This window comes from Polyangium mundeleinium (assembly GCF_028369105.1).
In the GTDB taxonomy this organism is placed as follows: Bacteria; Myxococcota_A; Polyangia; order Polyangiales; family Polyangiaceae; genus Polyangium; species Polyangium mundeleinium.
In genome coordinates this window covers 1,085,028-1,101,690 of record NZ_JAQNDO010000001.1, presented here as the reverse complement: position 1 = coordinate 1,101,690, position 16,663 = coordinate 1,085,028, and the positions used below count along the sequence as shown (strand labels likewise).

At 67.4% G+C, this 16,663-nt stretch carries 10 protein-coding genes; 5 read left to right on the top strand and 5 right to left on the bottom strand.

Features of this window, described 5'->3' with window-relative positions; genetic code table 11:
• The first annotated feature begins 10 nt into the window (after nucleotides 1-10).
• From mxcG to POL67_RS04605, 5 genes are read left to right on the top strand one after another with little or no spacing between them, the layout of a single operon-like run.
• A complete protein-coding gene (mxcG, locus tag POL67_RS04625; RefSeq protein ID WP_271915818.1) occupies nucleotides 11-4,384 on the top strand; it encodes a myxochelin non-ribosomal peptide synthetase MxcG in 4,374 nt (1,457 codons plus the stop codon).
• A 34-nt stretch (nucleotides 4,385-4,418) separates the two neighbouring features.
• Entirely contained in the window at nucleotides 4,419-5,738 is a 1,320-nt protein-coding gene (locus tag POL67_RS04620) for an aspartate aminotransferase family protein (protein WP_271915817.1), read from the top strand.
• Between the two features lie 7 nt (nucleotides 5,739-5,745).
• Entirely contained in the window at nucleotides 5,746-8,295 is a 2,550-nt protein-coding gene (gene mxcH / locus POL67_RS04615) for a TonB-dependent siderophore myxochelin receptor MxcH (protein WP_271915816.1), read from the top strand.
• Between the two features lie 31 nt (nucleotides 8,296-8,326).
• Nucleotides 8,327-9,571: a DUF4374 domain-containing protein gene (locus POL67_RS04610; protein ID WP_271915815.1), complete on the top strand. Its 1,245-nt coding sequence runs from the start codon at nucleotides 8,327-8,329 to the stop codon at nucleotides 9,569-9,571.
• Nucleotides 9,568-10,539, top strand: a complete 972-nt coding sequence (locus tag POL67_RS04605; RefSeq protein WP_271915814.1) for a PepSY domain-containing protein — start codon at nucleotides 9,568-9,570, stop codon at nucleotides 10,537-10,539. Before POL67_RS04610 ends, POL67_RS04605 begins: the two co-directional genes overlap by 4 nt.
• 19 nt (nucleotides 10,540-10,558) lie before the next feature.
• Here the strand turns inward: POL67_RS04605 and POL67_RS04600 are convergent, their stop codons facing one another.
• From POL67_RS04600 to POL67_RS04580, 5 genes are read right to left on the bottom strand one after another with little or no spacing between them, the layout of a single operon-like run.
• Nucleotides 10,559-11,335, bottom strand: a complete 777-nt coding sequence (locus tag POL67_RS04600) for a 2,3-dihydro-2,3-dihydroxybenzoate dehydrogenase (RefSeq protein ID WP_271915813.1) — start codon at nucleotides 11,333-11,335, stop codon at nucleotides 10,559-10,561.
• Nucleotides 11,319-12,251, bottom strand: coding sequence for an isochorismatase family protein (locus POL67_RS04595; RefSeq protein ID WP_271915812.1), 933 nt, complete (start codon nucleotides 12,249-12,251; stop codon nucleotides 11,319-11,321). Before POL67_RS04595 ends, POL67_RS04600 begins: the two co-directional genes overlap by 17 nt.
• A gap of 20 nt (nucleotides 12,252-12,271) precedes the next feature.
• Nucleotides 12,272-13,918, bottom strand: a complete 1,647-nt coding sequence (locus tag POL67_RS04590; protein WP_271915811.1) for a (2,3-dihydroxybenzoyl)adenylate synthase — start codon at nucleotides 13,916-13,918, stop codon at nucleotides 12,272-12,274.
• Nucleotides 13,918-15,153: an isochorismate synthase DhbC gene (gene dhbC / locus POL67_RS04585; RefSeq protein WP_271915810.1), complete on the bottom strand. Its 1,236-nt coding sequence runs from the start codon at nucleotides 15,151-15,153 to the stop codon at nucleotides 13,918-13,920. Before dhbC ends, POL67_RS04590 begins: the two co-directional genes overlap by 1 nt.
• A 52-nt stretch (nucleotides 15,154-15,205) precedes the next feature.
• The gene (locus POL67_RS04580; RefSeq protein WP_271915809.1) at nucleotides 15,206-16,663 is read right to left on the bottom strand and encodes a 3-deoxy-7-phosphoheptulonate synthase class II; all 1,458 of its coding nucleotides are present in this window, start codon (nucleotides 16,661-16,663) and stop codon (nucleotides 15,206-15,208) included.

Genomic DNA, 16,663 nt, shown 5'->3' with positions numbered 1-16,663 from the left:
GGGGCGCGTAATGCCTGAGCCCTCGAATGCGCGCTGGCCTCTCTCGGCAGCGCAGCACGGCATCTGGTTGGGCCAGGAGCTCGACCCGACGCTCCCGATCTACAACGCCGGCGAATGCATCGAGATTGGCGGACCCGTGGATCCGGCCGTCTTCGAGGCCTCCCTGCGGCAGGCGGTCACGGAGGCCGAGGCGCTGCACATGCGCCTTTTCGTGGCCGAGGACGGACCCCGACAGCTCCTTGCGCCTTCCCTGGATTGGCCCCTGCACCGGATCGACGTCGCTTGCGAGGCCGATCCGTGGACTCTCGTGGACGCATGGATGCGGGCGGACCTCGGAACGACCGTGGATCTCCGCCGCGGGCCGCTCTTCACGGAGGCCCTTTTCACCGCCGGCCCGGACCGCACCTACTGGTACCAGCGGGCCCACCACATCGCGCTCGACGGTTTTGGATTCTCGCTCATCGCGCGGCGCGTGGCGGAGCTTTATACCGCCCGGATCGAAGGCCGCACCAATACCGGTGCGCCGTTCGGCTCGCTCCTGCGGGTCGTCGAGGAAGACCTCGGCTACCGCGCCTCCCCCGCCTACGAGCGCGACCGCGCCTTCTGGATGCAGCGGTTCGCCGATCGCCCCGCGCCGGTCAGCCTCGGCGTTCGTTCCGCCATGGCTTCGCGCAGCGCATTGCGAAACACCACTTCGCTCTCCCCCGCCACGATGGAGCGAATGCAGGCGGTGGCGCGCAGCACGAGCGCGAGCTGGCCCGACGTGATCGTCGCCGCACTAGCGGCCTATACCCATGCCATGACCGGCGCGCCGGAGCTCGTCCTCGGCCTCCCCGTCATGGGCCGCCTGGGCTCCGTCTCCCTGCGTATCCCGAGCATGGTGATGAACATCGTGCCGCTGCGCGTCCCTGTCGCGAAAGGAACGAGCCTGTCTGCGCTCGTCAAGACGGTCGCCGACGAGATGCGCGCGATCCGGCCCCATCTGCGCTACCGCTACGAGCAGCTTCGCCGGGACCTCAAGCTGATCGGCGGGGCTCGACGGTTGTTCGGACCGGTCGTGAACATCATGCCGTTCGATTACGACCTGCGCTTCGCCGGCCACCGCGCCATCGCGCACAACATCTCCGCCGGGCCGGTCGAAGACATCGCGATGAACGTGTACGCGCGGTCGGACGGGCGCGGGCCCCGCCTCGATTTCGACGCCAATCCGGATTGTTACACCGCCGAAGAGCTTGCGGCGCATCAGCGTCGATTCCTGCATTTCCTCGAAGCGGCCTTGTCCACTCCCGCGCAGCCGATCGCCGAATTCACGATCCACGGAGCCGCGGCGCCTTCGTCCTCCACGGCAGATTCGCGCCCCGGCGAGATCCTCGACGGCGGGCCGCTGAACGCCCCGCCGCGTGACATCGTCGAGCAAATCCTCGAACACGCGCTCGCCGAGCCCGCCGCCGTGGCCCTTGAACACGAAGGGCGGCGAATGACGTATGGCGAGCTCGTTCTCGCGGCCCGTCGGCTCTCGGCTCGCCTCGTGGCGCTCGGCGCCGGACCGGGCACGCTCGTCGCCTTGATGCTTCCCCGCAGCATGGAGGCCATCACAGCCATTCTCGCCACGTTGTTCTCCGGCGCGGGATACCTGCCACTCGATCCCAAAGGGCCGAGCAGCAGGACGGCGGCCATCCTCGCCGACGCCAGCCCCGCGGTGCTCGTCACGAATGCGGAATACGCCGAGCAAGCAAAGCAGGCGACGACGGCTCCGATCGTGCGGGCGGACGAGGAGATCCCCTCCGACCTGCCCGAGGCGCCGATTCGTGGAGGGGCCGAGCATCCGGCGTACGTGATTTACACCTCCGGCTCGACCGGCCGGCCGAAGGGCGTCGTGATCAGCCGCGCGGCCCTCTCGCATTTCGTGGCCGGCGCGACGACCGGGTATGGGTTTCGCCGCGACGATCGGGTGCTTCAATTCGCGCCGCTGCAATTCGACGCGAGCGTCGAGGAAATCTTCGGGAGCTTGTGCCTGGGCGCCACGCTGGTCTTGCGCACGGAAGCGATGTTGCAATCGGTCCTCCGGCTGCTCGACGCTTGCGCCGAGCACGCCATTACCGTGCTCGACCTGCCCACGGCCTTCTGGCACGAGGTCGCCTACAGCCTCTCGACCGGCGCGGCGTCCCTTCCCCCCAGCGTCCGCATCGTCATCATCGGCGGGGAAGCTGCGCTCCCGGAGCACGTCGCGCGTTTTCGTCGCGCCGTCGGCCCCACGGTCCAGTTGTTCAATACGTATGGCCCCACGGAAGCGACCGTCGTGGCCACGTTCGCCACGCTGTCCGGCGGAGAATCTGCGGCCGGGAGCGACGAGGAAGTCCCGATCGGCACCCCATTGCCCGGCGTCCGCGCGGCCGTCCTCGACGCGGATGGAAGGCTCGTCGCGCGAGGCGCCGTGGGGGAGCTGTATCTGATGGGCGGAGGGCTGGCCACGGGGTATCTCGGGCAGCCGGAGCTCACCGCCGCGCGATTCCCGACCCTCGAACACCTGCCCGATCCGCCGCGCGCTTACCGCACCGGGGACCTCGTCCGGCAAAATGAGAACGGCCAGCTCGTGTTCGTCGGCCGCGTCGACGAGGAGCTCAAGATCAGCGGGCACCGCGTCGATCCAGGCGAAATCGAGACCGTCTTGCTTCGTTTCCCCGGCGTGCGCGAGGTCGCGGTGGTCGGATCCGTCCTGCCCGGGGGCATCAAGCGCCTGACCGCGCACATCGTGGCCGATGCTCCCCTGCCCTCCCCGGCCGCGCTCCGCCAGCACGCGCAATCGGCGTTGGCCTCCGCCTCCGTTCCTTCGGCATTCCTCTTCACGGATCGATTGCCGCGGACCAGCACGGGCAAAATCGACCGAGCCGCGCTGCGAGACGCGGGCGCCACCCGCACCGCCGCGTCGGACGTCCCGACGACGGACCTCGAAAAGATCGTGATGGGCGTATGGGAGCAAATCCTCGGGGTTTGCGACCTCTCCGTGGAAGATGATTTCTTCGAGCGCGGCGGACAGTCCCTGCAAACCATTCAGGTCGCCACGCGCCTCGGCATCACGCTCGGGCGCGAGATCCCCGTCGCGATGGTGTTTCGACACCCGACGATCGCGGAGCTCTCGCGCGCCCTCGAGCAAGCCGGAGGCATCACGAAGGCCTCCGCGGGGCTCACGGATGCCATGCTCGCCGACGCCGTCCTCCCGGAGGACATCGTCCCTCCCTCGCTCGCGCGCGCGACCGTGCTTTCGTCGACCCGCCAGGTCGTATTGACGGGCGCGACAGGGTTCGTCGGGGTGCACCTCTTGCATGCGCTCTTGCAGCGGACCGCAGCCCGCGTGGTTTGTCTCGTGCGCGCCGCGGACGAGACACAAGCGGCGGATCGGCTCCGCACCGCCTTGGAAAAACAACACCTGCCGACGGCGCATTTCGAGGATCGGGTCGTGGCCGTGCCCGCGGATCTCGCCTTGCCCCGCCTCGGGCTCGGAGAGGAGACGTGGAATCGCCTGGCCACGGAGTCCGACGCGATCTACCACGACGCCGCGATCGTCAGCCTCGTTCGTGATTATCGCAGCATGCGCGCGGTGAACGTCCTCGGGACCCACGAGGTCTTGCGCCTCGCCGCGACGGCGCGCCCCAAGCCCGTGCACCACGTCTCGACGCTGGCCGTGGCACCGTCGATCGCGAAAAACCCCGAGGTCCACGAGGCGTTCGTCCCGGCACATCCAGAGCTGAGCGACGGCTACAAGCAGAGCAAATGGATCGCCGAGCGCCTCGCAGAACAAGCGGGCGAGCGCGGATTGCCGGTCGCCGTGTATCGCCTCGGCCGCGTCGTCGGCGCTCCCGAAACGGGGATCGTCAACGAGCAGGATCTCGTCTTCCGCCTCCTCCTCGCCGGCATCCCCAAGGCGACCTTGCCCGACCTCGACGTCTCCGAGACGTGGACCCCCGTCGATTATGTGGCACGCGCGATCGTGGAGCTCTCCCTCACCGGGCCATCGCGCGCCGCGGTGTACAACCTGGCCCCCGCGCCCGACGTCCGGTTGAAGGACGTGTTCCGCTGGGTTCGCGAGTATGGGTATGTTGTCGAGACCTGCTCCGTCCCGGCCTTCCGCGCTCGCCTGGAGAGCGGCGCCGGCGCCGCCGAAAGCGCCACGCTCGCCTTCTTCGATCTCCAGGCAGATCCCGGAGAGCAGCCACAAGCCTTCGGCCTGGGGCGCGTGCGGAGTGACAACGTGCTTCGTGGCCTGTCCGGCAGCGGAATCGATTGCCCCGCCATCGATCGTTCGCTCGTGTTTCGTTACCTGGATCATTGCGTCGAGACCGGCAAACTGCCGCGCCCGTCGAGCCGGCGAGAGGGCCGCGCCTGAAGCGACGCTCCACCCGAACCAAAGGAAATCTCGCATGACCTCACGGAAGCTTGGTGTAGACGAAGGCAGTCGGGAGCTGGGTCTCCCGCGCCCCATCGTCGGGGAATTGAAGCTCGATCGCTCGAATGCGCTGCTCGCCGATGCGCGCCGGCTGATCCCCGGCGTCACCCAGTCGCTCATGAAGCGGCCGGAGATGTACGCGCTCGGCTCATTCCCGGTGTACCTCGAGACCGGCGAGGGCGCGCTCGTGCGCGACGTCGATGGCAACGAGTACATCGATTTCATCTGCGGCCTCGGGGCGAACACGCTGGGGCACAACCACCCGGCCGTCGTCCGCGCCATTCGCGAGCCGCTCGGGAACGGCGTGCTGCATTCGTTGCCGACGGAGATCGAGGTCACGGCCACGCGCGCGCTGGTCGATTTGATCCCCGGCGCGGAGATGGCCCGCTTCTTCAAGACCGGAGCGGACGCGACCTCGGCTGCGATCCGGCTCGCCCGCCACGTGACGGGGCGCGAAAAGGTCGTCACCATTGGCTACAATGGCTGGCACGATCACTTCATGTTCGACACGCCCGGCGTGCCGGCGGTGCTGCGCGACTACACCTATCGCATGCCGCTCATGGCCGAGGCCGAAGAGCAACCGCTGCTCGACCTGATCGCCCAGAAGGGCTCCGAAATCGCGCTCGTGCTGCTCTCGTTGCCCTACAAGCGTGTCGTCTCGGCGGAGTTCTTGCGTACCTTGCGCGAGACCTGCCACGCCCACGGCGTGCTCTTCGTGCTCGACGAGGTCGTGACGGGCTTCCGCCTCGCGCTCGGCGGCGCCCAGGAATTTTATGGGATCGCGGCCGATTTCGTGTGCCTCTCGAAGGGCATCGCGGCGGGCATGCCGCTCTCCGCCATCGCCGGCCCGCGGGAGGTGATGAGCCGCCTCGCGGAGCTCCAGGTATCGACGACGTTCGGCGGCGAAATGCTCTCCCTGGAGGTCTGCAAGGCGGTCCTCGGCGAATACCGGGATACCGATTACATCCAGCGGATCGCCTCCCTCGGCAAGCGGCTTCGGGAAGGCGTCAACGAGAAGTCCCAAAAGATCGGGACGCCGCTGCGCGTGGTGGGCTACGACGCGATTCCGTTCTTCCTCTTCGCGGACGATCTCCCGACGCACACGAAATTCGCGGCGCAGTTCGTCGGCGCCATGGCGACCCGCGGCGTGCTCCTGCGCCGCGACGTGAGCTTCATCTCGGGCGTGCACACGCAGGCGCAGATCGATTTCACCATCGACGCGGCGCACGACGCGCTCGCCGAGATGGCGAAGCGCGGCGCATTCGAGGGCAGCCCGGCCGGCGCGAGGTCCTGAATCTCCGATGGCCCGGGCGCGTCGTTTTTCGTGCACCGGATGGGCCGGGGGCCTGGCCCTCGCCCTCTCGGTTTGTCCGCCCGCCCTCGCGCAGGACGCGGAGCCGAGTGGCTCGGCGCCTGCGCAGGCGAGCCCGACGACCGAGCGCACGGTGCACCCGCCCGAGCTCATCGAGGTAGCCGAGGCGGTCTATCCGGACGAGGCACGCGCGGCCCGACGGGAGGGCCGCGTGGTGCTGAAGCTCCGCATCGACGCGGCGGGGCACGTCACGAAAGCCGAGGTCGTGGAGCCGGCCGGAAACGGGTTTGACGAGGCCGCCCAAGAAGCGGTGCTGCGATTCCGTTTCACGCCGGCTCGCCGCGGAGACAAGGCCGTCGCGGCGATCGTCCTCTACGCCTACGAATTCAGGTTGCCGCCGGAGCCCGCCCCGACCCCCGAGGCTCGGCCCGCCCCGGCCACGGCCCCCGCAGCGCCCGCGCCGACGGCCCCCGCAGCGCCCGTCACGGTCGGTCCTGCCAAACCTCCGATCGATGTCATGGTCCGCGGCGCCTCCGAAGTCGACCGCCTGCGCCGGTCCGCGCAGGCCGTCCAGGTCATCGAGACCGAAGAAGCGCAGCGGCGCACCGCGGACCTCGGCGAGGTGCTGGCGCGCTCCGAGGGCGTCGGGGTGCGCCGGGCCGGCGGGCTTGGATCGAACGCGCGCCTCTCGCTCAATGGCCTCACGGGCGAACAGATCCGCTTTTTCCTCGACGGCGTGCCCCTCGATTTCGCCGGGTATGCGCACGGGATCACGAATGTCCCGGTCAACCTCGTCGAGCGTATCGAGATTTACCGCGGCGTCGTCCCCGTGCGTTTTGGCGCCGATGCCCTGGGAGGCGCGGTGAACCTCGTGACCGATGCGGACGTCCACGGCACGCACGCCTCGGCGTCCTACCAGGTCGGGTCCTTCAAGACGTACCGATGGACGCTGAGCGCCCGGCATCTGCACGAGCCCAGCGGTTTTTTTGCTCGCGTGAATGGATTCTACGACTACACGCGAAACGACTATCCGATCGACGTCGAGGTCTTCGACGCGCAAGGCCGCCTCTCGCCGGCCCGCGTTCATCGGTTCCACGACGGCTACCGCGCCGGCGGCGGGAGCGTCGAGGTTGGGCTCGTCGGGCGCCCGCGAGCGGAGCGGCTCCTCCTGCGCGCCTTCTATACCGAGCACCAAAGGGACGTTCAGCACAATGCCCTCATGTCCGTCCCTTATGGCGCGGTCACCTACGCCAAACAATCGGGGGGCGCGCACCTCCGGTATGCGCAGCCCTTCTCCCGGAGGACACGGTTCGACGCGGTCGCCGGGTACACGTACACGCACACGGCCTTCCAGGATCTCTCCACGTGCCGGTACGACTGGTTCGGCCGTTGCGTCTTCGAACTCCCGCAACGCGGCGAGATCGAGGCCCGCGCGATCGATCAGGTCATCCAGCAACACAACGCCTTTGCCCGCTTCAACCTGGCCTGGACCCCAGCGCCCTGGCATTCGCTCCGTTTCGGGCTCTCGCCCACCTATGCCGTTCGGACGGGGAAAGACCACGCCATTGCCGCGACCGACTACGACCCGCTCACCGCGCAGCGAGGGCTCCTGAGCAACGTGGCCGGCGTGGAATACGAAGCGCGTCCGTTCGCAGGGAAACTCGCGAACATCGCCTTCGCCAAGGGCTATCTGCAGATGGCTCGGACGAAGGAGCAACTGCCGAACGGCACCCTCCGCGACCTCGACCGGACGACCCAGCGTGGGGGGATCGGCGACAGCCTGCGGTTCCGCTTCTCCGAAGCGTTCTACGCCAAGGCATCGTACGAGTATGCCACCCGCTTGCCGAACCCGGACGAGGTGTTTGGCAATGGCGCGCTCATCGTCGAGAACCTGCACCTCGAACCGGAGACGAGCCACAACGTGAACCTCGGCCTGACCCTGGAGCGCGCCGAGACCGCCGCCGGCCTGTTTCGGTTCAACGTGAACGGCTTCGGTCGCTTCGCGGAAAACCTCATCGTCCTGCTCAGCAACGGCAATTATTTTCAGCACGAGAACGTCCTCTCGGCGCGATCGGTCGGCGTCGAGGGCGCGCTCGGCTGGACGTCGCCGGGGGATTGGGTCGCGCTCGACGGATACGTCACCTGGCAGGACTTTCGCAACACGGCGAACGAGGGCGCATTCGGCAAATTCGAGGGAGATCGCATCCCCAACCGCCCGTACCTGTTCGCCGGCGCGAGCGCCCGCTTGCAAGGGACCCATTTGCTCCGGTCGCGCGATGCCCTCTCGCTCACGTGGCAGGCTCGCTACGTAGAGGCCTACTTCCGCGGCTGGGAGAGCGTCGGGGCTGCCGATTCCAAGATCGTCATTCCCTCCCAGCTCGTCCACGCGCTCGCGCTCACGTACGCCATCAAGCACGGCGACGGCTCCGTCAGCGGCACCATCGAGGTGCAAAACCTGACGGATGAAAAAGTCTTCGATTCGTTCGGGGTCCAGCAGCCGGGGCGAGCGGCGAACGCCAAGCTCGTCGTCGAGCTCTGATCCACCCATTGCTTCCCAAGGAGATACATCCATGAAGAAAATGACGGCGCTTCTGATCACCCTTGCTTTTCCTGCTCTTGCCGCCTGCAGCGGCGGTGACGGCGACGGCACCGGCGGCACCGGCGGCACCGGTGGTCAGGGGGGCGGGGGCGGTTCCGCGACCGGCCCCCTGTATGCCCTCACGACCCAGGTCTTCGGTGCCAATGGAGGGGACAACACGAGTTATATCCTCGTGACCGACAAGCTCGGGGGCAACGCCGCGCTCACGCTCGACAACGGCGTTGAAATCGCGGGCCGTGCTCTCGGTGTCGGGCCTGAGGACGGAGGCGCCGTGTTCATCGTGGGCGACGCCGGCCCGACCGTGACGCGTTACGACCTCCAAGCGGATGGCACCTTGAAGTCGGGTGCCACCATGAGCTTCCAGGGCAAGGGAATCGCCACGATCGGCGAGTACCACGGCCAATTCCAGTTTGTCTCCGAGACGAAGGCGTATTTCTTCGATGGGCCTACGGCCCAGGTCATCGTCTGGAATCCGAAGGACATGACAATCACCGGGGACATCAAGCTCGCCGAGCTCGTCATCGCAGATACCACCTTGACGTTCACGGCCGCGCCGCTGCGCCTGGGTGACGACGTCATCACATTCGCCGCCTATCGAAAGGGGCCGGAGGTCCCGAGCCGCTCGGCGATCGTCGTCGTGAATGGCAAGACGGATCAGGCGACGGTCGTCACGGACGACCGCTGCGGCTATGTGCGGGATGGCATCGAGGGGCCCGACGGCAAGATTTATCTCGCCACGGAGGCCTACGGCTCGGCCGTGCACCGGTTGAACGAGGCCAATGCCGCGCCGCCTTGCATGCTTCGGTTCGACCCGGCGACGAAGAAGTTCGACACCGCGTTCCACGTCGAGCTCAACACGCTCTTTGGCGGACAAACCGCCGGCTCCCTGCTCCGCGGCCCGGGCAACGAGGCCTATTTGCGGGTGCTCGACGAGAGCGCCTTCCCGATCATGGCGGACACGCACCCGCGCGTCCTCGCGAGCGCTCCGGCCTGGAAGTGGGCGACCTTGACGCTCGGGGACACCCCGACGGCCGAGGTGCTTGACGCCGCCCCCAGCAATGGGAGCGTCATTCCGCTGCAGTTCGGCGACCGGAGCTTCGTCTCGCTCTTCCAGGGCCAGGACTCCACGAAGCTCCTCGAGCTCGGGTCGAAGGGCCCGGGTGAAATCGCGCTGAGCACGCCCGGCCTCGTCTTCTCGGCCCTGAAGATCCAATGACATCTCCGGACGCCGCGAAAGAGGCCCCTCCGCCGCGGGCCGAGCACCCTCGCCGCCGAGGGTATGGCGCCGTCATGAAATTCGTTCGGCGCCTGCACATGTATCTCGGCTTGCTCGTGTTCCCGTGGGTGCTCCTCTTCGGGATGAGCGGCGCGCTCTTCAATCATCCCGAGATCGGGCGTGACATCGAACAACGGGACCTCTCCGCGGCGGAGCTCGCCACGCTCACCGGATTGAAACCCTGGAATCCGGACGACATCGCGCAGAAGGTCGTCGCGCAGCTCAATGCCGGATCCTCAGGGGGTTACGTGCTCGATTCGGGCGCCCCGCGCTCTTTCTCGGGCTGGCCTCTGCTCGCGGCGCCGAGCCGCAGCGGAGGGCGACACGTGCTCATCGTCAGCCTCGACGGCGGCGGCGCCACGGTCTCCACCCATGCCCCGGAGCCGAAATCCGATCCGCCCCCCTTCTCCGGCGCCACGGTCGATCTCCCCGAATACAAAATGGCGGCCGTGCAGGAGCAGGTAAAAGAGCTCCTGCCCAAGCTGGGCATCGACGCGGAGGCACCTTTGCGGGCGCATCCGAAGGTCCACCCCGAGGTACGTTTCCGCGTGCGTGATGCCAATGCCCGCACGTGGAACATCGTGTACGACCTCAGCACGGGCCGCGTCGACGGGCGGCCAGCCGGTCCGGGCCAGTTCCGCTTCGTCGAACTCCTGGAGAAGCTCCACACGACGCACCATTTCCCCATTCACGGGGACATGGCCTGGTTCTTCGCGCTCTTCGCGGACATCACCGGCATCACGCTGATCGTGTGGGCGCTCAGCGGCCTCGCGATGTGGTGGCAGATGAAGCCCACGCGGGTCCTCGGCGCGCTTGCGATCACGGTCGCCATCGCTGCCGCGGCGCTCGTCATGCGCGGGACGGCCTCGGAGATTCAATTCGGCAATGTGAAGGGCGACGGCCCCTGAACACGGCGCGACGGTGGCGTCACCCCCCCAGCGTGGCGCCGCCGTCGACGCAGAGATCGTGCATGGTGATGTGCCGCGCCTGATCCGAGAGCAGAAACAACACCGCGTCCGCGACGTCGCTGGGCTCGGCGATCCTTTGCAGGGGAATCCCTACCTTGAACGCCGCGGGCGCGCCGTCGATCACGGCCTGCGCCCCGCTCCCGTCCTTCCACAACGATCGCTGCATCGGCGTATCCGTCGATCCGGGTGAAACCACGTTGCAGCGGATGCCGTGCTTCGCGAGCTCGAGGCCGAGGCATTGGGTGAACATGGCGACCGCGGCCTTCGACGCCGCATACGCGGACATGTGCATGCGCGGCGTCCGCGCGGCGTTGGATCCGACGGTCACGATGGCCCCGGAGCCGCGCGGCACCATGTGCCTGGCCACGGCCCGGCAGAGGTAAAACACACCACGGGCATTGACCGCGAAGGTCCGCTCCCAGTCCTCGTCACGCAGCGCGTCGATAGGACCCACGTGGAGCACGCCCGCGACATTGACGAGAAAATCGATGGGGCCGAGCTCGCGCTCGATCCGGTCCACCGCAGCGTCGACCGCCTCGCTCTTCGTGACATCCGCGGGGAACGCCTCCACGTGCTGGCCGCTCGCCTGCATTTCGGCGATCACTTCGCCGAGGCGCTCCGCGTTCGAATCCACCGCGGCCACCTTCGCGCCGCGGGTGGCGAGCGCTCGCACGACCGCCTCCCCGATGCCCTGCGCCGCGCCCGTCACGAGCGCGGTTTTACCCGTGAGCGCCATGCGCCTCCTGCCCTTCCGGTCGAGGCCAGCGGGCGTGTTGCATTCGCGGCGAGAGCATGTCCCACCACTCTTCGAGCGTCGCTCGCTCGGCGAGCTCCACGAACGAAATCTCGATGCCTGTATTCCGGAGCCGCTCGACGAGCGTCATGAGGCGGATGGAGTCGAGGCCCAGGTCGAGGAGAGAATCGCCGTTCAGGATCTCGGAGGCGGGCCGCTCCAAGAGGTCGGCGATCTCGCTGCGCAAGCGCTCGATGTCGAACGGCGCGTCCTTCGGCGAGCCCTCCTCGAACGCATCCATCACGTCGCGGGTCGAGAGCACGACGCCGCACCGCTGCGCCACGTACGTCATGGCCATCTCGTGCCAATTCCGCGTGAAATCGGACGTCGCGTCAGCCACGAAAAACGGCTGCACGTCGTTCATGAAGGCCTCGCCTGCGGTCAACATGCAGCCGATGTGCGCGTACACACCGCAAATGATGAGCTGATCACGGCGCCATCCGCGCATGAGGTCGAGGAGCTGGGTGCGCTGAAATGCGCTGTAGCGCCATTTCTTGAGGACAGTGTCCTTGTCCTCCGGCGAGAGCACGTTCACGATGGGATGCTTGTGCGGGTGCGCCGTCAACCCGGGGCCCCAGAAATCCAGGAGGAGGCCACGCTCCTCGGCCGTCTGCTCCGACGGCTGCATCGTATACACGACCGGAATCCCGAGCGCCCGGCACCGCTCGCGCACCTGCCGGATGTTCTCCAGCAGCTCGACGACCGGCGAAGCCTGGGTGTCATAATAATCGATAAAGTACTGCTGCATGTCGTGGATGAGGAGGACGGCGCGGTCCGAATCGAGCGTCCACGACATCCGGTTCTTCGGAAGCTCGTCCTTCCGCGGCATGAAATACGGCTGGATGCTGGGGATTCCCATGGTCGATGTTCTCCGAATCGTCACTGGCCCTTCGGGGCGATCTTGTCGGCGATCCATCGGCGGAGCGCCTTTTTGTCCACCTTCCCCACGCTCGTCTTGGGAAGGTCATCGATGAGCTCGATGCGGTCGGGGATCTTGTAGGGCGCGAGGCCGCGCGCCCGCAGGAATGCGGTGAGCTCACGAGCGGCGGGCGGCTGCTCCCGCGGCACGACGAACACGCACGAGCGCTCGCCGAGGAATGCATCGGGCATGGCCACGAGCGCCGCGTCGCGCACCGCCGGATGGGCGAGGACGTGATTTTCGATCTCCTCGGCCGCGATCTTCTCGCCGCCGCGGTTGATCTGATCCTTCGCCCGTCCCTCCACGACGAGATGCCCCGAGGCCGTTCGCCGCACGAGGTCCCCCGTGCGATAAAAGCCGTCGCGCGTGAATGCCTTCTCGTTGTGGGCGGCGGCCTTGTAGTACCCGCGGATCGTATAAGGGCCCCGCGTGAGCAGGTGCCCTACCTCCCCGACCTCGACGTCACGGTCGTCGTCGTCGACGACCCGGACCTCGTCGTCCGGGGAAATGGGCCGACCCTGCGTCTCGATGATGACGTCCTCGGGGTCGTCGAAACGGGTGTAGTTGACGAGCCCCTCGGCCATTCCGAACACCTGCTGCAACGTGCAGCCAAAGGTGCCTCGCACGCGGCGCGCGACTTCCGCGCTCAGCTTGGAGCCGCCCACTTGCAACAAGCGGAGGCTCGAAAGATCGTACCGGGTATTGCGCGCGGCTTCGAGCCACACCGCGCAGAGAGGCGGCACGACGGCGGTCACTGTGACGCGCTCTTTTTCGATCCAGAGGAATGCCTCGTCCGGGCTCGGGCGCCGGCTGAGGACGACGCGGCCTCCAGCATCGAGCACGCCCAGGCTCCCGGGCGAGCTCAGCGTGAAGTTGTGCGCCGCAGGCAACGCCGCGAGAAAAACGCTGTCTGCATCGAGCGCGCAGATCTCCGCGCTCGCCCGGACGCTGTAGAGGTAATCGTCGTGCGTTCGGGGGATCAGCTTGGGCACCCCGGTGCTGCCGCCCGAAAGTTGAAAAAATGCGACGTCTCCAGGCGCGGTCTCCGGGAGCGGCGCGGGCTCGCCGTATAGGCTCTCCAGCGCGGTGAACGGCCCTGGTTCGCCCGCGACGAGGACGTGCTTCACGGTCGGCGCCTCGGCCCGGATCTCCCCGGCGAGCGTGCGATAATCGAATCCACCGTCCTTGTCGGCGATGACGTAAGCGACGGCCTCTGTGAATTGGCAAAAGTACGAGATCTCGGACCGTCGATGCGCAGGCAGGGCGAGCACGGGCAACGCGCCGAGCCGAAACAAGGCGAAGCAGACCTCGAAAAACTCCACGACGTTCGGGAGCTGCACCACGACGCGATCCCTCGGGCGAATGCCCAGGCCGAGGAGACCTGCGGCAAGCTGCGAGGCTCGCGCGTCGAGCTCGCGATACCTCAAGCGGCGCTTTTCGCCGACGACCGCGGTCCGATCGCCGAACCGTTCGGCCCGCGCGCGGAGCCATTCACCGAAGGTCTCTCCGAGCCAGTAGCCGGCTTTCCGGTAACGCTCGGCGAATTCGGCAGGCCACGGCGTGAACCCCTCGATCGGCTGCGTCTCGGGGGATGCATCGGCGCGCATCAGAGATCCTCCGGCAAGGAACCCAGGCCAAGCGCGGTCAGGACAGTGCGCATCTTGGCCGAAATCTCGGCACGCTCGCGTTCGGGCGCCGATCCAGCGACGAGGCCGGCCCCGGCGTACACGCGAATCGTGTCGCTGCTGATATCGGCGCAGCGAATGGTCACCGCCCATTCACCGTCGCCCGACGCGTCACAATACCCCACGAGACCCGTGAACAAGCCGCGATCGAACGGCTCGATCGCCTCGATGGCGGCGCGCGCGCGTGCCGTCGGATATCCACACACCGCGGGCGTCGGGTGCAAGGCCATGGCGAGCCGCAGCGATGAGGTCGAAAGATCCGCGAGTTCCCCCGTGATCGGGGTCGCGAGGTGCCACATGGCCTCCGTGTGCACGAGCGACGGGCTCGACGGGACGGACAAACTCCGGCAGAACGGCTGAAGCGCGTCCGCGATGGCTTCGATGACGACCGCGTGCTCGCGCCGATCCTTCTCGGATGCAAGCAGCGCGTTCGCCCGCCGTTGATCTTCCTCGGGATCCGGGCTCCGTGGCGCGGACCCGGCAAGCGGATTGGCAAATACAGCTTTTCCGGATCGCGACACCAAAAGCTCCGGGCTCGCTCCGATCAAGGTCCGCGGATACGTTGCACCCGAGCCGCGCCCCTCGGGGAGCCTGACCGCGAACGTATACCCACTTGCGTTCCGCTTCGACAACCGCTCGAGCAGCGGATGGAGCTCGACCGGCTGCGACAAACGCAACTCCAGCATCCGGGAAAGGACCACCTTCGACAGCTCGTCGTCGCGTATCGCGTCGAGGGCGCGCTCGACCCCTCGCAGATACACGTCCCGCTCGGGCGACATACGCATCCCATCCACGGAGACCGGCGACGAGGGACGAGGCGATATCGACGCCGCGTCCACGGGCCCGGCGCTCCGAATGGCTGTCGGCACGAAGAGGTGGGCGGGGGAATTCGCCGCGAAGGGGAGCGCGCCGACCGCCATGGGGCGGTCGTGCCCGGCTCTCTCCAGCCCCGCGAGCACGGTGGCAACGCGCTCAGCAAACGCTTCTGCAGGCGCCGATCTACCCGGCCGTGCGATGATCTCGCCCACGCCCCGCCCGAGGATCGTGCGGACCTTCGACGAAAAATAGAACGACGATTCGATGTCGTACTCTCCGAGGAGCCCTGTACCGCTGGGCGCTGGGGCAAAGGGGGCCTCGGACGCCGGAATCGATGTCATGAATCGACTCTCCTTGCAATCTTGGACGGGGTCATGATCAAAAACGCACGGGCTACAGGCTCGCCCGCATCCGGCGCGCGATGCAATACGAGAGCTCCAGCGCCTGCGCCTGGTTCAATCGTGGATCGCAAAGGGTTTCGTAGGCGCGCGTGAGATCCTCCTCGCGCACGCCGCCGCCGATGCATTCGGTGACGTCGTCCCCCGTGAGCTCGAAATGAACGCCGCCGAGGTGGGTCCCGCAGGCGTCGTGCGCGTCGTACGTCTGCTCGATCTCGCGCATGATCGACCCGAACTCGCGTGTCTTGATGCCCGAGCTCGTGGTGATCGTGTTGCCGTGCATGGGATCGCAAATCCAGAGCACGCGTCGGCCCGCGCGCTTCACGACCTCGAGCAGGGGCGGCAGCGTATCCTCGACGCGGTCCGCGCCCATGCGCGTGATGAGCACGATGCGCCCGGGGATCTCGCGCGGGTTCAGCGTGTCGAGCAGACGCAGAACGTCGACCGGCGAGACCGTCGGCCCGAGCTTGATGCCGATCGGATTGCTGATGCCCCGGAGGAACTCGACGTGCGCGCCGTCGAGCGCTCGCGTGCGCTCGCCGAGCCACGGCATGTGCGTGGTCAGATCGTAATGCTCGTCCTGATACGGCGCGGTGCGGGTCTGCGCGGATTCGTAATGGAGATTGAGCCCTTCGTGGGACGTGAAGAACTCGACGCGGGAAAGCTCGTTTCCCACGCCGCCGAGCGCGTCCATGCAACCGAGCGCGTCGCCGAGCTGCCGCGTCGTCGCCTGGAAGCTCTCGCGCACGGACATGGGCAGGTCCTCACGCTCGGAGAACGAGAGGTCCCAGCACTCCGGGCGCTTGAGATCCGAGAGCCCGCCAGCCGAGAACGACCGCACGAAATTGAGCGTCATCGCGGAGTGCTGGTAACAAGAGAGCATCCGCTCCGGATCCGGGCGCCGCGCCTCGGGCGTGAATTCGGGCCCGTTCACGAGATCGCCGAAATAACTCGGAAGCTCGACCCCGCCACGGACCTCGGTCGGCCGCGAGCGTGGCTTGGCGTATTGCCCGGCGAAACGCCCCACGCGCACCACGGGCTTCCGGCCGCCGACGATGAGCACGAGCGACATCTTGAGCAGGATCTCGAGCTTGTTGACGATCGTGTCCGCGCGACAATCACGCGTGGTCTCGGCGCAATCACCGCCCTGGAGCAGGAAACGCCGGCCGAGCTGGGCGTCCGCGATGAGCAATCGCAATCGCTCCACCTCCCACGAGCTCACGAGCGGCGGCAGCGCCTCGATCCGCGCCACCACGCGCTCGACCGCGGCGGGATCGTCGTACCGCACCGCTTGCGGGTCGGGCTTTGACTTCCAGGACGTGGGGCTCCAGCCGCCCACGCGTGAAGAGGGGCGCGTGCGCGCGAGCGCGCGCTCCCCGGGCGGAGGCTCCACGGCGACCTCGTTGTCCGAGGAGATCCTCGCCGGCGTGCCCATGGCGATTTCGTGCATCAT

Coding starts and splice junctions, on each gene's coding strand:
- mxcG (WP_271915818.1), top strand. CDS start 11: ATGCCTGAGCCCTCGAATGCGCGCTGGCCTCTCTCGGCAGCGCAGCAC.
- dhbC (WP_271915810.1), bottom strand. CDS start 15,153: ATGACATCGATTCCGGCGTCCGAGGCCCCCTTTGCCCCAGCGCCCAGC.
- mxcH (WP_271915816.1), top strand. CDS start 5,746: ATGGCCCGGGCGCGTCGTTTTTCGTGCACCGGATGGGCCGGGGGCCTG.
- POL67_RS04590 (WP_271915811.1), bottom strand. CDS start 13,918: ATGCGCGCCGATGCATCCCCCGAGACGCAGCCGATCGAGGGGTTCACG.
- POL67_RS04580 (WP_271915809.1), bottom strand. CDS start 16,663: ATGATGCACGAAATCGCCATGGGCACGCCGGCGAGGATCTCCTCGGAC.
- POL67_RS04610 (WP_271915815.1), top strand. CDS start 8,327: ATGAAGAAAATGACGGCGCTTCTGATCACCCTTGCTTTTCCTGCTCTT.
- POL67_RS04620 (WP_271915817.1), top strand. CDS start 4,419: ATGACCTCACGGAAGCTTGGTGTAGACGAAGGCAGTCGGGAGCTGGGT.
- POL67_RS04605 (WP_271915814.1), top strand. CDS start 9,568: ATGACATCTCCGGACGCCGCGAAAGAGGCCCCTCCGCCGCGGGCCGAG.
- POL67_RS04595 (WP_271915812.1), bottom strand. CDS start 12,251: ATGGGAATCCCCAGCATCCAGCCGTATTTCATGCCGCGGAAGGACGAG.
- POL67_RS04600 (WP_271915813.1), bottom strand. CDS start 11,335: ATGGCGCTCACGGGTAAAACCGCGCTCGTGACGGGCGCGGCGCAGGGC.